The organism is Variovorax sp. 05T418 (genome assembly GCF_056396385.1).
Genome location: NZ_JBFTLJ010000023.1, coordinates 32,215 through 48,223, shown reverse-complemented (window position 1 = coordinate 48,223; position 16,009 = coordinate 32,215). Strand labels below are relative to the sequence as shown.

15 protein-coding genes and 1 pseudogene are annotated in these 16,009 nt (G+C 64.2%); 14 read left to right on the top strand and 2 right to left on the bottom strand.

Features of this window, described 5'->3' with window-relative positions:
- The first annotated feature begins 556 nt into the window (after positions 1-556).
- From AC1DMS_RS29585 to AC1DMS_RS29520, 14 genes and pseudogenes are all read left to right on the top strand, one after another.
- Positions 557-1,702 carry an acyl-CoA dehydrogenase family protein gene (locus AC1DMS_RS29585; protein ID WP_026284150.1) on the top strand — a complete coding sequence of 382 codons (1,146 nt, stop codon included), beginning with the start codon at positions 557-559 and terminating at the stop codon, positions 1,700-1,702.
- Between the two features lie 9 nt (positions 1,703-1,711).
- Positions 1,712-3,247 (top strand): AMP-binding protein, encoded by a 1,536-nt coding sequence (locus AC1DMS_RS29580; RefSeq protein WP_436046310.1) that lies wholly within the window; start codon positions 1,712-1,714, stop codon positions 3,245-3,247.
- Between the two features lie 10 nt (positions 3,248-3,257).
- A complete protein-coding gene (locus tag AC1DMS_RS29575) occupies positions 3,258-4,049 on the top strand; it encodes a citryl-CoA lyase (RefSeq protein WP_026284151.1) in 792 nt (263 codons plus the stop codon).
- A 10-nt stretch (positions 4,050-4,059) separates the two neighbouring features.
- Positions 4,060-4,533, top strand: coding sequence for an acyl-CoA thioesterase (locus AC1DMS_RS29570; RefSeq protein ID WP_018905792.1), 474 nt, complete (start codon positions 4,060-4,062; stop codon positions 4,531-4,533).
- Positions 4,530-5,297, top strand: a complete 768-nt coding sequence (locus AC1DMS_RS29565) for an enoyl-CoA hydratase/isomerase family protein (protein WP_018905793.1) — start codon at positions 4,530-4,532, stop codon at positions 5,295-5,297. The genes AC1DMS_RS29570 and AC1DMS_RS29565 overlap by 4 nt, the downstream gene beginning before the upstream one ends.
- 27 nt (positions 5,298-5,324) lie before the next feature.
- Positions 5,325-6,296, top strand: a complete 972-nt coding sequence (locus tag AC1DMS_RS29560) for a Bug family tripartite tricarboxylate transporter substrate binding protein (RefSeq protein WP_018905794.1) — start codon at positions 5,325-5,327, stop codon at positions 6,294-6,296.
- 16 nt (positions 6,297-6,312) lie between these two features.
- Positions 6,313-7,062, top strand: a complete 750-nt coding sequence (locus AC1DMS_RS29555) for an electron transfer flavoprotein subunit beta/FixA family protein (protein ID WP_018905795.1) — start codon at positions 6,313-6,315, stop codon at positions 7,060-7,062.
- 2 nt (positions 7,063-7,064) lie between these two features.
- Positions 7,065-7,997: an electron transfer flavoprotein subunit alpha/FixB family protein gene (locus tag AC1DMS_RS29550; RefSeq protein WP_018905796.1), complete on the top strand. Its 933-nt coding sequence runs from the start codon at positions 7,065-7,067 to the stop codon at positions 7,995-7,997.
- A gap of 10 nt (positions 7,998-8,007) precedes the next feature.
- Positions 8,008-8,403, top strand: a complete 396-nt coding sequence (locus AC1DMS_RS29545; protein ID WP_018905797.1) for a RidA family protein — start codon at positions 8,008-8,010, stop codon at positions 8,401-8,403.
- Between the two features lie 143 nt (positions 8,404-8,546).
- Positions 8,547-9,923, top strand: coding sequence for an NAD-dependent succinate-semialdehyde dehydrogenase (locus AC1DMS_RS29540; protein WP_018905798.1), 1,377 nt, complete (start codon positions 8,547-8,549; stop codon positions 9,921-9,923).
- Positions 9,924-9,997: 74 nt separating this feature from the next.
- Complete coding sequence (locus AC1DMS_RS29535; RefSeq protein WP_018905799.1) at positions 9,998-10,405, top strand: GFA family protein; 408 nt, start codon at positions 9,998-10,000, stop codon at positions 10,403-10,405.
- A gap of 30 nt (positions 10,406-10,435) precedes the next feature.
- Positions 10,436-10,795 (top strand): annotated as a pseudogene (locus AC1DMS_RS29530) ((2Fe-2S)-binding protein); the annotation flags it as partial.
- Positions 10,792-13,041 carry a xanthine dehydrogenase family protein molybdopterin-binding subunit gene (locus tag AC1DMS_RS29525; protein WP_478080276.1) on the top strand — a complete coding sequence of 750 codons (2,250 nt, stop codon included), beginning with the start codon at positions 10,792-10,794 and terminating at the stop codon, positions 13,039-13,041. The pseudogene AC1DMS_RS29530 and the gene AC1DMS_RS29525, both read left to right, overlap by 4 nt.
- Positions 13,038-14,321: a c-type cytochrome gene (locus AC1DMS_RS29520; RefSeq protein WP_478080275.1), complete on the top strand. Its 1,284-nt coding sequence runs from the start codon at positions 13,038-13,040 to the stop codon at positions 14,319-14,321. Before AC1DMS_RS29525 ends, AC1DMS_RS29520 begins: the two co-directional genes overlap by 4 nt.
- Before the next feature lie 100 nt (positions 14,322-14,421).
- Here AC1DMS_RS29520 and AC1DMS_RS29515 read toward each other — a convergent pair whose 3' ends face one another.
- Together AC1DMS_RS29515 and AC1DMS_RS29510 are read right to left on the bottom strand one after the other, a co-directional pair.
- On the bottom strand, positions 14,422-15,207 hold the full coding sequence (locus tag AC1DMS_RS29515; protein ID WP_018905803.1) for an enoyl-CoA hydratase/isomerase family protein: 786 nt from the start codon (positions 15,205-15,207) through the stop codon (positions 14,422-14,424).
- A gap of 46 nt (positions 15,208-15,253) precedes the next feature.
- Positions 15,254-16,009, bottom strand: coding sequence for an ABC transporter permease (locus tag AC1DMS_RS29510; protein ID WP_018905804.1), 756 nt, complete (start codon positions 16,007-16,009; stop codon positions 15,254-15,256).

Genomic DNA, 16,009 nt, shown 5'->3' with positions numbered 1-16,009 from the left:
GGGGATGGGGCTTCCGCGCAAAGCGCGTCGGCGAACACGGAAAAAGAAGTTCGCGCTGGGAGCGGTCGTTCACCGTCCCTGATGGCTTAACCAAAGAACCAATGGGGCGAGATTCCTCTTGTTAAGCCTTGCGCCGCCGCTCGGCTATAGCGATCCGCGTCGGGGCGGAATTTGCTTGTGTGCTTCACATGCGGGACAGTCGTTGTTCTCGACGTGCACGCGAGCGCAGGTTTCATAGCCGCCAGCCGGTTCGAGCAGGAATAAAACTAAACGGCATTCGAACAGCACTTGAAATCGGCGCATGTTTCGAACTGGCTGGCAGGGTCGTCGGCGTGGCTTGCCGCCCCGATGGTGGTTAGCCACTACGCATTGCACAACGCCGCCTGACTTTCCGAGGACGCGGGCCTGCCCAGGCGGCAGCTCCCTCGGCGGTCCAAGGGGGCAATCGCAGGTCCCGCAGCCGTGCGCAGTCGGGATTGCGGCGCCCCTGATTCGAGCTTCTTGCATTCCTCGAAAAAACCTCCTAAACTTCTTCGAAATCGTTTTCGAGAAAGCCATGGAACAAACCTCTGACACCGAACTCTCCTTGATTCGTGAGACAGCTAGACGATTCGTGAGACAGCGTCTCGTCCCGCTTGAGCAGCAGATCGAAAACGATGATGATGTTAGCCTCGATCTGCTCGCGCAGCTCCGAAGCGAGGTCGCGGCATTGGGCTTATATGGGTTCAACTTGCCGGACAGCGTCGGTGGGCCTGGATTACCGGCCGCGGCAAAGGTCGCCATCTTGGAGGAGTTGACCTACACGTCCGTTCCGCTCAGCGAGGTTTTTGGGCATTTGCCTCTGCAGCTGAGTCAGGTCAGCAGCGCGCAACGTGAATCGTTTCTGCCGGACGTTCTTTCCGGCAAGAAGACCATCACCTATGCGTTGACGGAGCCCAATGCCGGCTCTGACCTCGGGGGACTGCGGACCCGTGCAGTGAAGGTTGATGGCGGCTGGGTACTGACGGGCAGCAAGCACTTCATCTCCCACGCCGAAACCGCGGACTACATCATCGTCCTGGCGGTGACGAATCCGGACGCGCCATTGAAGTCGAAGCTCGGAACGTTCATCGTGCGCAGCGGCAATCCGGGCGTGGTCGGCATGACCCGATACAAAAAGATGGGGTGGCGCGGCTACCACCTCAACGGCTTCTCGCTCGAGGAGTGCTTCGTGCCCGATGCCGACGTGCTCGGCGCGCCCGATGAAGGCTTCCTCGGGATGATGCAGTCGATTAACCAGGACCGCCTGCTGTCGGCGAGCCGCTCGCTCGGGCTGTCGAGCCGGGCGCAGCAGATGGCGTGCGAATACGCAGTCGAGCGCAAGGCGTTCGGTGCGAGCCTGTCGCAGCACCAGGCGATCCAATTCATGATCGCGGACAACGACGTCGAGTTGGAGGCCACACGCCTCTTGATCCGCAGTGCGGCCGATGCCATCGAGACGGAGGACCCGCAGGCGCGCATCGCGGCATCGCGCGCCAAGCTCTATGCGAGCGAGATGGGTTGCCGCGTCACCGACCGGGTGCTGCAGATTTTCGGCGCCATGGGCTACATGTGCGAACTGCCCGTCGAACGCTTCTACCGCGACGCGCGCGCTTTCCGCATCGGCGAAGGTACCTCCGAGATGCAGCGCCTGCAGATTGCCCGCGCGGCGCTGGCTGGATGAGGAGCGGTCATGGCCTTTGACATTCTCGACCAACACTCCACGGAATTGCCCGCGTTCCACGCCGCCGGGCAGACGGCCACGCGGGCCGAACTGAAGATGGCGGGGCAGTGCGCCGCCACGTTCCTGCAGCAGTTGGGGCTACGTCGCGGCGACACTGTGGCCGTCTGGATTCCCGATGGCGCGATCTGGCTGCAGCTGCTGTTTGGCGCTGCGCAGCTCGGGGTGCTGATGGTTCCGGTCAGCACGCGGCTCAAGCTGTCGGAGGCGCAGCACATTGTCGGCACTGCCGCGGCGCGCGTACTCGTCGTTCCCGAGAAGTTTCTGGACTTCGACTACGCGGGTGCAGGACGGGCTATGCAGGCTTCGCTTACCGCACTCGCTCATGTGATCGAGGTGCCTGCGGAAGGCGGCTTCCAATGGCTGGCTTGCGAGCCGCATCGCGAATTTGCCGGCCGGGATGCCGATGCGCTGTGCACCTTCAGCACCTCCGGCACCACGGGCAAGCCCAAATTGGCGGTGCATACCCAGGGCGGCCTCGCCGCGCATGCTCGCAACGCAGGCCAGGTGACGGAGATCCGTCCCGGCGACGCGATGCTCTGCGCGCTGCCGCTGTATGGCGTGCTCGGTTTCGTCTCGGCCGTGGCGGCGCTCGCGGCCGGAGGCACCTGCGTGTTCCTTCCGGTCTTCAAGGCGGACGCCGCCGCGGCGGCCATCGAGCGTCACGGGGTAACGCACTTCTACGCATCCGACGGCATGTTCGACATGGTCTTCGGCGCGCAGGGCCACTCATTTGCGACCTGGCGCCGCGGCGGCTTCGCCGAGTTCGCCGGCCTCGGCGCCAAAGTCATCGATGGGGCCTGGGGCCGTTGGGGTCTGCGGTTGAGCGGCATCTACGGCATGTCGGAATGCCTGGCCTTGATGGCCATTCGGGACACGACCGGCGACGCTCGCGAGCGCGGTATGGCCGGCGGCACGCCGATCTCGCCGGAGATGCGCTTTCGCATCGTCGATCCGGGCACCGGCCTGCCCAAGGAAGACGGCGAGCAGGGCGAGCTGCAACTGCGTGGCTACAACGTCATGAAGGGCTACCTGAACAACGCCGCTTCCACGGCCGATGCGTTCACTTCCGACGGCTGGCTCAAGACCGGCGATCTCGCCTATGCGAAGGGCAACGAGTTCTTCTACCTCGCGCGGCTCAAGGACAGCCTCCGCCTGAAGGGCTACCTGGTCGATCCCACGGAGGTCGAGGACTTTCTCTGCAGCCACCCCGGCGTCGAGGCCGCGCAGGTCGTGGGCGTCCACCAGGACGGCGAGGGAGACGTGGCCGTGGCTTTTGTGCGACCGTCGGCGCAGCCCGCTGCGGAGTCGGAATTGCTCGCCTACTGCAAGGGCGGCATCGCGGGCTTCAAGGTCCCGCGGCGCATCGTGCCGATCGACGAGTTCCCGCAATCGAGCGGGCCCAACGGGGTCAAGATTTTGAAGAACGTCCTGCGCGAGATGGCGAAGCCACATCTCGAATCCTCGCCCTCCTCAACAGCTCAATAGAAAGACGTCCATGAAAAATGGTGAAGTGAAATCGGACATCGCATGGGCCAGCCCGACCCAGGTGGTGGTGCACGGCCTGGACCTGTGCGAAGAGATCGTCGGCAAGGTGGACTTCGGACAGATGGCGTTCCTGCAGCTGTTCGCGCGACTTCCAGACGAGCGCGAACTTCGCATGTTCAACGCGATGATGGTGATCCTGGTCGAGCATGGCATCACGCCTTCGTCGCTCGCCACTCGCATGACTTATTGCGGCGCACCGGAGTCGGTGCAGGCCGCAGTCGCGGCAGGCTTGCTTGGCCTGGGCTCGGTATTCGTGGGCTCGCTCGATAACGCTGCCCGACTGCTGCAGGAGTCCCTGCCAGATGGCGGCAAGGGCGGCGATGAAATCGACGTGGAAGCCAAGGCCCGTGAAATCGTCACGGGTTATCGGGCTCGCAAGGAAATCTTGCCGGGCATTGGCCATCCGTTCCACAAGCCAATCGATCCGCGCACGCCGGCGCTCTTCAAGGTCGCGAAGGAGACCGGGTACTACGGCCCGTATGTGCGGCTCATGGAAGCGCTTGGCATCGAAGCCACGCGTCAGGCCAATCGCCCGCTTCCGGTCAACGTGACCGGCGCGATGGCGGCGGTCGCCTCCGAGATGGGCATCCCATGGAAGATCTGCCGCGGCCTCGCGGTGTCAGCGCGCGCTGTCGGCCTGGTCGGTCACATCCTCGAGGAGATGCGCCAGCCGATGGCGGAAACGCTCTACCTGCGCGTCGAGCACGAGGCGACGGCGCACATGCATCCCTCGAACGCCTGAGAAGCAGCAGATGACTGCCCAGGCCATCACAGAAGCGCCCCGAAGAATGGCTGCGCCGGTGCGCGGCGACTTCCGCTTCTGGACGCACGAGAAGCTGCGCAACGCGGACACCGACCAGTTCCGCCACGTGAACAACGCGGTGATTTCCACGCTCTTCGAAGCGGCCCGCATGGAAATCTTCTCACCCCCTGCGATTCGCGAGTTGATGGACGGCGGCAATCTTGCCATCGCGAGGTTGCTGGTCGAGTTTCGCAAAGAGGTTCACTTTCCTGGACACGTGGACATCGGCAGCACCGTGGTAGCCGTTGGCAAGACCTCAGTACGTATCGCCCAGGGTTTGTTCGCTGCGAACGGAGAAGGCTGCCATGCATCAGCAGAGGCAATCTGCGTCATCGTGAACCCGAAGACAGGCGTGCCTTGCCCCATCGGGGTTGAGCTGCGAAGACATCTGCTTGCTGGTGCGACTGAAGGAGCAAGCGCATGAAGCCCACCGACAAGGTCCTGTTCGAGTTGCGCGGTCACACAGCGCTGCTCACGCTGAACGACCCAGGCCGGCGCAACGCGTTGTCGCGTGACATCGTGCGCGGCTTCTTTCAAGGCCTGGACCGCAGCCTGGAGGCGCGCGCCCGCGCCATCGTCGTGGCTGCGAATGGCCCCGCATTCTGTGCTGGCGCGAACATCGACGATCTGCGCGATGGCTGGATGGAAGGCAAGGATCCGAGCGAAGACCCGGCGCTGATGTTCAAGCGGCTCTCGGAACTTGATCGTCCCGTGATTGCCGCCATCCAAGGCCCCGCGCTCGGCGGCGGCATGGAGCTCGTGCTCGCCTGCGACCTGGCCGTGGCGAGCGACGCCGCGTGGTTTGCGATGCCCGAGCTTGGGCACGGTGTGATTCCGAACACCGCGCTGGCGCTCCTGCCGCGCGTGGTGGGCCAGCGGCGGGCGCTGGACCTGATCCTTTCCCGCAGGCGCATTCCGGCCGCTGAGGCTTTGAGCCTTGGCCTGGTCAATCGCTTGGTGTCCTCTGGCGATGTAGCCGAAGAAGCCCTGGAACTCGTGCGGGCCGTCGTGGAGACATCGCCTCCCGGCGCCCTTGCGGCCGTCAAGGCCAACCTTCGCGCGCATGCGCCCATTGCATGGGACAGGGTGCTTTCCTCGCCAAAGGATGTGCCGAAGAGCGAGTGGCAAGAAGGGCTGGATGCGTTTACCGAGCGTCGCGCAGCTTCGTTCGAACGCTTCTGGAATTAGTCAATCTCATCAATCAAAGGAACAGTCATGAAGCAATTCATTTCCCTTGCTATCGCGCTGGCAGTTTCGTTTTTCTCTCTTCCTACGCACTCGGCGGACAGCTTCCCTTCGAAGCCCGTTCGCATCATCGTGCCGTACTCTGCCGGCGGCCCGGTCGACATCATCACGCGTGGCTTGGGCGCCCGACTCAACGACGTGTGGAAGGTCGCCACCATCGTCGACAACAGGCCCGGTGCCAACGAGATCATCGGGGCTACGGAGCTCTCTCACGCAACGCCCGACGGCTACACCCTGCTGATGGCGACCGACTCGGCCTTTTCTCAGAACCAGTATCTCTATAAGAAGCTGTCCTACGACCCGGATGCGATGGTCCCCGTCACCCGCCTCGCACTGGCGAACCTTGTGCTGTTCGTGCCGAGCGACTTCCCAGCCTCGAACATGCGCGAGTTCATCGCCTACGCGCGTGCGAATCCGCAGCGCGTCAACTATGGCTCGGCGGGTATCGGCAACATCACGCACCTTTCCATGGCCTACGTCGAGAAGACCTACGGATTGAAGATGACGCACGTGCCGTACAAGGGACTGGCGCCGGTCATCCAGGACATGCTGGCTTCGCAGGTGCAGGTCGCGTTCGGTGTCCCTTCCGCGGTGGAGCCATTCCTGCGGTCCGGCAAGCTGAAAGCGCTGGGCATCTCGGGCGCGCAGCGGGCCAAGCTGCTGCCCACGGTCCCGACGTTCACCGAGAGCGGGTATCCAGACATCGAGTCGAACTTGAACATGGGCCTGTTCGCGCCGCGCGGCACCAATGCCGAAGTGGTCAATGCCATCGCGGGATCGGTGCGAAAGATTCTCCTGGAGCCGGCGTTCAGAAAGACCTACATCGATGACGTCGCGTTCGAGGTGGCTGCAAGCACGCCCGAAGAATTCGCCGCCTTCATCGCAAAGGACAAGCCTCGCCAGAAGGTGAGGATCGAAATGTCCGGCGCCAAGTTCGATTGACGGAAAGGCGAGCTTCATGAAGATCCTTGTCGCCGTCAAACGCGTGGTCGACTACAACGTGAAGGTCCGGGTGAAATCGGACCACACGGGCGTGGACATCGCCAACGTGAAGATGAGCATGAACCCCTTCGACGAAATCGCGGTCGAAGAGGCTGTGCGCTTGAAGGAAAAGGGTGCGGCTACCGAGATCGTTGCCGTCTCCTGCGGGCCGGCGCGGTGCGAGGAAACGCTGCGCACGGCCATGGCCATCGGTGCGGATCGCGGCATCCTTGTCGAAACGACCGAAGAGCTTCAGCCTCTGGCGGTAGCCAAGCTGCTCAAGGCCCTGGTGGACAGAGAGCAGCCCGGTCTTGTGATTCTGGGCAAGCAGGCGATTGACGATGACTGCAATCAGACCGGCCAGATGCTCGCCGCGCTGGCGGACCTGCCGCAGGCCACTTTCGCCTCCAAGGTCGAAGTCGCCGAAGGCAAGGCCACGGTCACGCGCGAAGTCGACGGCGGCCTGGAAACCATCTCGGTCAGCTTGCCCGCCGTCGTCACCACCGACCTTCGCCTGAACGAGCCGCGCTACGTGACGCTGCCCAACATCATGAAGGCCAAGAAGAAGCCGCTCGAGACCGTGAAGCCCGAGGACCTTGGCGTCGCACTCACGTCGTACCTGACGACCCTCAAGGTCACCGAACCCGCGAAGCGCTCGGCTGGTATCAAAGTGCCCGACGTTGCCGCGCTGGTGCAAAAACTCAAGACCGAAGCCAAGGTGATCTAAACATGACCGCTCTCGTCATTGCCGAGCACGACAACGCCCGCCTCAAGGGGACGACCCTCAATACCGTGACCGCGGCGCTCGCCTGCGGCAGCGATGTGCACATCCTCGTCGCGGGGCACAACGCGAGCGATGCCGCCGAGGCCGCGGCAGGCATCGTGGGCGTGGCCAAGGTGATCCGCGCCGACAGTGAGGCCTTCGCGCATGGCCTGGCCGAGAATGTCGCCGCGCAAGTTGTGGCGCTGGCCGGCGACTACAGCCATATCCTGTTTCCGGCGACGGCCAGCGGGAAGAACATCGCGCCTCGGGTCGCAGCGGTGCTGGATGCGGGTCAGATCTCGGAGGTGACCAAGATCCACGGCGCCGACACCTTCGAACGCCCGATCTACGCGGGCAACGCCATTGCGACAGTGCAGAGCCTGACCGAGAAGAACGTGATCACCGTGCGCACCACCGGCTTCGATCCGGCAGCGGCCACCGGCGGCAGTGCAGCCATCGAGCAGATCGCTACCGTACCCGCCAGCAGCAAAAGCACCTTCGTGAGCGCCGAACTCGTCAAGAGTGACCGGCCGGAGTTGACTGCGGCCAAGATCATCGTGTCCGGCGGAAGAGCACTGGGCAGCAGCGAGAAGTTCATCGCGATCATGACGCCACTGGCCGACAAGCTGGGCGCGGCCATTGGCGCGAGCCGTGCTGCGGTGGACGCGGGCTACGCTGCGAACGACCTGCAGGTGGGCCAGACCGGCAAGATCGTGGCACCGCAGCTTTACATCGCAGCAGGGATTTCCGGCGCGATCCAGCATCTGGCGGGCATGAAGGATTCCAAGGTGATCGTGGCGATCAACAAAGACCCGGAGGCCCCGATTTTCTCCGTCGCCGACTACGGACTGGAAGCGGATCTGTTCACGGCCGTGCCGGAACTGACCAAGGCGCTGTAGGAATTCGGAGATGTGCGCCAACAAGGTAACCCCGATCAACCCTGCTGACCTTGCGCAACCGGGCGGTCATTACTCGCATGGAACCGTCGCCAACGGATTCGTCTTTGTTTCCGGCCAACTCCCCATCACGTCGGCAGGAGAAAAGCTCGTCGATGCGAGTTTTGCGGCACAGGCTCGGCAGGTCCTGGAGAACGTCGGGGCCGTCCTGAAAGCCTGCGGCAGCGGGATCGCCAATCTGGTTCAGGTTCGTGTCTATATCGACGGCATGGACAACTGGCCCGAGTTCAACAGGATCTACGCCGAGTGGGCGGGAAACAGCCAGCCTAGCCGGGCGGTGGTACCGACCAGCCAACTCCACTATGGACTCAAGGTGGAAGTCGAAGCCGTGGCGCTGCAGGGTTCCTGAAAAGTCCCGGTCGCGGACATTCGCCATCCTTGGCTGCGGCCGGACTGGTAAGACGCGGCATACCGGCTTCTCCGGTTTCCCAAACACCTCGGCTCCCTGGAGCCCTCCCTCCGCGCTTCAAGCGCAAAGAACAAGGAACAGAAATGAGCTTTCGCACCATCAACCCGGCCACGGGCGAGTTCGTCAAGGAATTCCCGCTGCAATCCGACGAACAGGTGTTCGCCGCGCTGGAGACCGCCGACAGGCGCTATCGCGAAGACTGGAAATTCAGGCCGGTGGCCGAGCGCGCCAAGATCGTCGCCCGCGCTGCGCAGATCCTGCGCGAGAAGCGCGACGAATACGTCGAGTATCTCACCCTCGAGATGGGCAAGGTCACCCGCTTCGGCTACATGGAGGTCGACCTGGTCGCCGACATCCTCGACTACTACGCGAAGAACGCGGAGCGTTTTCTTGCGCCGCAGCCGCTGCCTGACGAGCCCGGCGCCACGGTGGTGGCCGAGCCGATCGGCGTGCTCTTCGCCATTGAGCCGTGGAACTTTCCCTACTACCAGCTGGCCCGCGTCGCCGCGCCGCAGCTCGTCGCGGGCAACGTGGTGCTCATGAAGCATGCGCCTAACGTGCCTCATTGCGCACTTGCCTTCGCGCGGCTCTTCGAGGAAGCAGGCGCGCCGGAAGGCGTCTACACCAACCTCTTTTGCAGCGTCGAGCAGGCCGCGAAGCTGATCGACGACTTCCGCGTGCGCGGCGTCGCCCTGACCGGCAGCGAACGGGCGGGCGCCTCCGTTGGCGAACGGGCCGGGCGTAATCTCAAGAAGGTGGTGCTCGAGCTGGGCGGCAGCGACCCGGCGCTCATCCTGAAGGGCGCGCCGCTCGATCACGCGGTCGAGCAGTGCGTGATGGGTCGCACGTTCAACTCGGGTCAGGGCTGCGTCAACATCAAGCGCGTCATCGTCGTGGGCAAGGAGCGCGGTGCGCAGATGCTGGCGGCGCTGAAGGAGCGGTTCGCAGCGATCAAGGTGGGCGACCCGGCGGACGAAGCGACGGTGCTCGGCCCGCTGGTCAGCGAGACCGCGCTGAACGGATTGCTCAAGCAGATCGAGGAGGCGAAGGCTTCGGGCGCGCGCATCGTCTACGGCGGCAAGCGCGTCGAACGCCCCGGCTTCTATCTCGAGCCGACCATCATCACGGACATCGACGTTGACAACCCGCTCTACCAGCAGGAGGCCTTTGGCCCGGTGCTGTCCTTCTATGTCGTGGACACCGAGGAAGAAGCGATCGAGCTGGCCAATGCCACTCGCTACGGGCTCGGCGGCTACGTCTTCGACGCAGACATCGAGCATGCCAAGCAGGTGGCGTCGCGCATCGAGTCCGGCATGGTCTACATCAACTCCTGTTTCGTCGACTCGCCGGGGCTGCCTTTCGGCGGCGTCAAGAACGCCGGCTTCGGGCGCGAGTTGGCGGAAGTGGGTATCGGTGAATTCCTGAACCGCAAACTGATCCGGGTTGCCAGCGCGGCTTGAACATCGCAACACGGACAGAGCAGCCCATCAAGAAGGAACCCGGTATCCCGGCTTTCGATAGAGAAAGAAAAATCATGAACCATCGCGAAGGCGGATGCCTCTGCGGCGCCGTGCGCTACGTGCTGAAGGGCGAACCGCAGGCCGCAGCCATATGTCATTGCAGGCACTGCCAGAGACAAAGCGGCAGCCTCTTCTCCTTCAACCTCTTCATCGCCGAAGCCGACTATGAGCAACGCGGCGAGACCAAGTTCTTCGAGGACAGGGGCGACAGCGGACAGCTCTCTTACCGGCATTTCTGCGGGAGCTGCGGCTCGCCGGTGATTACCAAGGTGGCGATGATGCCCGGTCAGGTCCTGGTGAAGGCCGGCACGCTCGACAGCCTGGAGGGACTGCCGTCCCCGCAGGTCGAGATCTATACCGACCGCGCGGTGGAATGGCTCGCGCCGTTCACCGGCGCGAATCGTTTTGCGCTCAGCCCATGAACGGCCACACGTTCGCCATCACGAAGACCTGGCACCAAGTTCGGGTGCGGCATCGCGCAATGCGGTGCCTGTACCGTGCATCTCGACGGCGTCGCGACTCGCTCCTGCGTGATGCCTCTGGCGGCAGTCGCAGATCGAAAGATCACCACGATCGAAGGCGTTGGCGCAACGCCCATCGGCAAAAAAGTCCAGGACGCATGGCGCGCACTGGACGTCGTGCAATGCGGCTACTGCCAGTCAGGCCAGGTGATGTCGGCGACAGCGCTGATCGCCAGCAATCCGGCACCGAGCGACGCCGATATCGATGCTGCCATGGCCGGCAACATCTGCCGATGCGGCACCTACAACCGGATTCGTGCCGCGATCAAGCAGGCCGCGAAGAGCACATGAGCACGTCACACGAATCGTCTGGTGCGCGGCAGAGCGTGGGCCTGTCGCGCCGCAGTCTGCTCGGGTTGGTCGCCACGGTAGGCACGGCCGCCGGTGGCGGTTTGTTGTTCGGCTTCAGCGTGCCGGCACGCAGCCAGGGCGGGGCGCGCACGTCGGTGATCGACGGCGACGGCGTCGAGATGCCGCGCGAGGGCGTATTCGCCCCCAACGCCTTCATCCAGATTGATCGCCGCGGCAAGGTCACGCTGGTCATGCCGAAGGTCGAGATGGGGCAAGGCGTGTACACGTCCATTCCGATGCTGCTTGCCGAGGAGCTCGAGGTGCCGCTTGCGAGCGTCACGCTCGCTCATGCGCCGCCGAACGAGAAGCTCTTTGCCGATCCGATGCTGGCCGAACAGCTGACCGGCGCTTCGACTTCGATTCGCTACGCATGGGAGCCGATGCGAAAGGCCGGCGCGAGCACGCGCACCTTGCTTGTCATGGCCGCTGCACAGCGCTGGAAGGTCGATCCCTCGGGCTGCGTGGCGCGGGAAGGGCGGGTCTTGCATCCGCAGACCAGTCGCAGCATTGGTTACGGTGAGCTGGTCGATGTCGCAGCCAGACTGCAGCCACCGCAGAATGTCAGGCTAAAGGAGCCCAAGGACTTCAAGTTGATCGGCACCCGCGTGAAACGCCTCGACTCGCCGGAGAAGGTGAATGGTGCCGCGGTCTTCGGTCTGGATGTGCGTGTGCCCGGCATGGTGTATGCGGCGATTGCGACCTGTCCGGTGTTCGGCGGCAGGCTGGCGAAATTCGACGACACGCACACGAGAAAAATTCCCGACGTGCAGCAGGTCGTCAGCTTCGACAACGGGGTCGCCGTGATCGGGGCGCACACGTGGGCCGCGAGGCGCGGTCTGCAGGCGCTCGAGATCCAATGGGACGAGGGCGCAGGCGCCGACGTTTCGACCGAGACGATCGTCACCGACCTCGTGAAGGCGTCGCAGCGCAGCGGCGCGGTGGCGCGCAAGGAAGGCGATGTCGAGAAAGCCTTTGCCAACGCGAAGACGCGTATCGATGCGATCTACCACCAGCCGTTTCTGGCGCACGCGACGATGGAGCCGGTGAACTGCACGGTGCACGTCCGGCCGGACGGCTGCGAGGTGTGGGTGGGCACGCAGGTGCCAGGCCGCGTGGCCGATGCGGCGGCGAAGGTCACTGGGCTGCCGCCGGAGAAGATCATCGTCCACAACCATCTGCTGGGCGGCGGGTTCGGCAGGCGCCTGGAAATCGACATGGTCACGCAGGCCGCGAAAGTGGCAAGGCAGTTGAATGTGCCGGTGAAGGTCGTGTGGACGCGCGAGGAAGACATCCAGCACGACATGTATCGGCCGTACTACTACGACCGCATTTCCGCCGGCCTCGACGCGAACGGCATGCCAGTGGCTTGGCAGCATCGCATCGTCGGTTCTTCGATCCTGGCGCGGTACGCACCGGCCGCGATGATGAAGAACGGTGTCGACCCCGATGCCGTGGCCGTGGCGGCCGAGTTGCCCTACGACCTTCCCAACCAGCTCGTCGACTACGTTCGCCAGGAGCCGCGGGGCATACCCACGGCGTTCTGGCGCGGCGTGGGTCCGACGCGCAGCGCGTTTGTCGTTGAGACCTTCATCGACGAACTCGCGACGCACGCGAAGGTAGATCCGGTGAAGTACAGGCAAGCCTTGCTCGGGAAGTCGCCGCGCGCGCTGAACGTGCTCAACGAAGCCGTGCGGGCGGCCAGATGGGCGGCTGGTGCACCACAAGTTAAGGGCAAAGGTCGGGGCGTGTCCCTTATGCACGCATTCGGCAGTTTCTTCGCGATGGTTGTCGACGTGACCGTGGACGATGGTGAGGTGAGCGTGGATCACGTGACCTGCGCAGTCGATTGCGGCATGGCGGTCAATCCCGACACGATCGAGGCCCAGATGCAAGGTGGCATCGTCTTTGGCCTCACGGCGGCGCTGTACGGCGAGATCACCTTCAAGAATGGACGCGTCGAGCAGAGCAACTTCAACGACTATCGGGTCTTGCGCATCAATGAAACGCCAGACATCGACGTGCATCTCGTGAAGAGCAGCGAAGCGCCTGGCGGCATCGGCGAGCCGGGCACCTCGGCGTTGCAACCGGCGCTCGCCAATGCGATCTTTGCGGCCACCGGCAAGCGGTTGCACGCCTTGCCAATCGGCGACCAACTGAAATCAAACGCGAGTGGAGGCCGTCGATGATCCACGCACCGAAGACGTTTGCCACGCTGGGATTTGCGCTCTCACTGGCATCGGGCGGCCCCGCCACGAACGCGCATGCCGCTACCGCGCCCGACCAGGCGCTGGTTTCGCGCGGAGCCTATCTTGCGAAGGCGGGCGATTGCATCGCCTGCCACTCAGCACCGCGCGGCAAACCGTTCGCCGGCGGCCTGCCTATGACAACGCCGGTTGGGCGCATCTACTCGACCAAGATCACGCCCGATCCGGACACCGGCATCGGCCGCTACACCCAGGAAGAATTCATTCGCGCGATGCGCGAAGGCATCGCAAGAGATGGCCACAACCTGTATCCGGCCATGCCGTATCCGTCGTACGCCAAAGTCAACGATGGCGACATGCAGGCGCTCTACGCCTACTTCATGCATGGTGTGGAACCCGTGAACCGGGAGAATCAGAAGTCCGAGATTCGGTGGCCATTGGGCATCCGCTGGCCGCTGAAAGTATGGAACTTCATGTTCCTCGACAAGGGCGTGTACCAGGACAAGCCCGGCAGGGATGCTGAGTGGAATCGCGGCGCCTACCTGGTGCAGGGGCTGGGGCATTGCGGCTCGTGCCACACACCGCGCGGTGTCGCGTTCCAGGAAAAGGCAGTCGACGAAGGCGGCAGCACGTTTCTCTCCGGCGCGTTGATAGAAGGCTGGTTTGCCTCGAACCTGACGGGTGAGCACAACGTCGGCCTGGGCCGCTGGAGTGGACCGGAACTCGTGAGCTTCCTGAAGACCGGCGCGAACCGGCATGCCACCGCGTTCGGCTCCATGACGGAGGTCGTCAACAACAGCACGCAGGCGATGACCGATACCGACCTCGGCGCGATGGCCGCCTATCTGAAAACGCTTCCGGCGCAGGGCGGCAATGGCGCACCACCCTATGCCTACGACGCGCAAAAGACGAAGGTGTCGCTGAGCCGGCCGGCCGGCAATGCAGGCGCCCGCATCTACACGACGCATTGCCTGCAGTGCCACGGCGCCGATGGGCGCGGTTTCGCGCCCATGCTCGCGCCGCTCGCCGGCAATCCCAATGTGTTGGAGCGCAATCCGTCGTCACTCATCAACGTGACGCTGAACGGCACCGGGGATCTCGTCGTTCGAGGTATTCCGGCGGCGTACCCGATGCCCAAGTACGCCGCCGTGCTAAGCGATCGGGACATTGCCGACGTGCTGACCTTCATTCGTGCAGGCTGGAACAACAGCGCGGGGGCAGTCAGCCCGAAGGAGGTCGCGAAGTTGAGAGGCGGCTCCTGACTTCATCCTTCCTAACATTCCATTGGAGGTCAGGATGGATCGGCTCCGGCGACGAAGCACCCCGCCGGCTGGAAGCGGGGCGAGATGTCAGTTGCTCGCGTCAGCTGCCCGTGTATGCCGCCGGCCGCCGTTCGGAAAAGGCCGCGACGCCCTCGTGTGCATCGCGGGTCAGGAGCAGTTGCCGTTGCAGCGCCGATTCCTGGAGCAGGCCTTCCTCGACGGAGAGTCCATAGCTGGCAAGTACCGAACGACGCGCGGCAACGACCGCGAGCGGTCCATTCTTGGCGAGCTGCCGGGCGATGGCCAGCGCGGCTTCTTCGAGCGCCTCGCTGGACACCAGCTCGGTCACGAGGCCGTGGTTGAGCGCGAAGGCCGCGTCGAACGTGTCGCCCGTGAGGATCATCCGCATCGCAACACCCAGTCCCGTCACCTTGGCGAGCCGCTGCGTGCCTCCACCACCAGGAAGAATGCCTAGCCTGGCTTCGGGAAGGCCGAAGCTCGATGTGTGCGTCGCGATGCGGATGTCGCAGGCAAGCGCCAGCTCCAGCCCGCCAGCCACGCAGAATCCGTCGATGGCCGCGATCGTCGGCTTGGCGACGTCCTGAGCGCCAGTCAGTCCGCCGAAGCTGATGATCGACGTGGGTTCCTGGCTGGCCGCGCGGCCACGCCGGTAGGGCAGGTAGTCGCGAATGTCGGCGCCGGTGCAGAACGCACGGCCTCCCTGGCCGGACAGGATCGCGACCTTCAGTTGCGGGTCGTCGTTGAAGCGCTGCCAGGCGTCCGCAAGCGCACGGTCGTGCTCGACGTCCAGCGCGTTGTGCTGCTGGGGACGGTTGATGACGATGCGGGCAATGGCGTTGTCGATGATCTGGAAATCGATGGACATCTGGATGGTTCGTTGGGCGAAAAAAGAAGGGAAGAGTGAGGAGGCGTCAGCGCCCGATGCCCGGCAACTTCCTCGAGACGCAGCGCTCCAGCCACTCGAGCGCCCAGTTCACGCCGACGCCGATGAGGCCCACGGTGGACAACAGAGCGAAGACGGCGGGCGCGTCGAAGTCGCGCTGGGCGGAAAGCAACATGCGTCCGACGCCCGGGCGCGTGGCCAGCATCTCCACGAGAAGCGCGACGATGATGGCCAGCGGCACCGCCACGCGAAGCCCTGCGATCACGCTGGGCAGGATGCTGGGTACGTAGATGTTCATCACCTTGCTGCGGGTCGAGATCCGCAGCGTATGGCCGGTGTTGACGAGGGTCGGATGGATGGCCCGCGTGGCCTGCAGCACATTCAACAGGATGGGCCAGAGCGCGGCGAGCGAAACCACGGTGGCTCCGAGCACGGCGCCGCTGCCGATCAGCAGCATGGCCACAGGGACGATGGTGGGCGGCGGCACGGACCGCAGGAACTCGAGCGTGGGCGCCACCGCTTCGGAAACGGCAGGCCGGGCGCCGAGGATCGCGCCCATGGCTGTGCCCACCACGCCGGCGATAAAGGTGGACAGTACGACGGTCTTCAGCGTGGCCAGCACGGCGAGTTGAAGCTCGCCGGCTGCGAGCATCGCCTGCGCGCTCGAGAGCCAAGTCTGAGGCGGCGGTGCGATGGGCGAGGCGGGGTCGCCCACGGCTTGCCAAAGGCACAGCAATGCGACGGGCGTGGCAAGGCTCAGGAGGATGCGAGACATCTTGTTCAT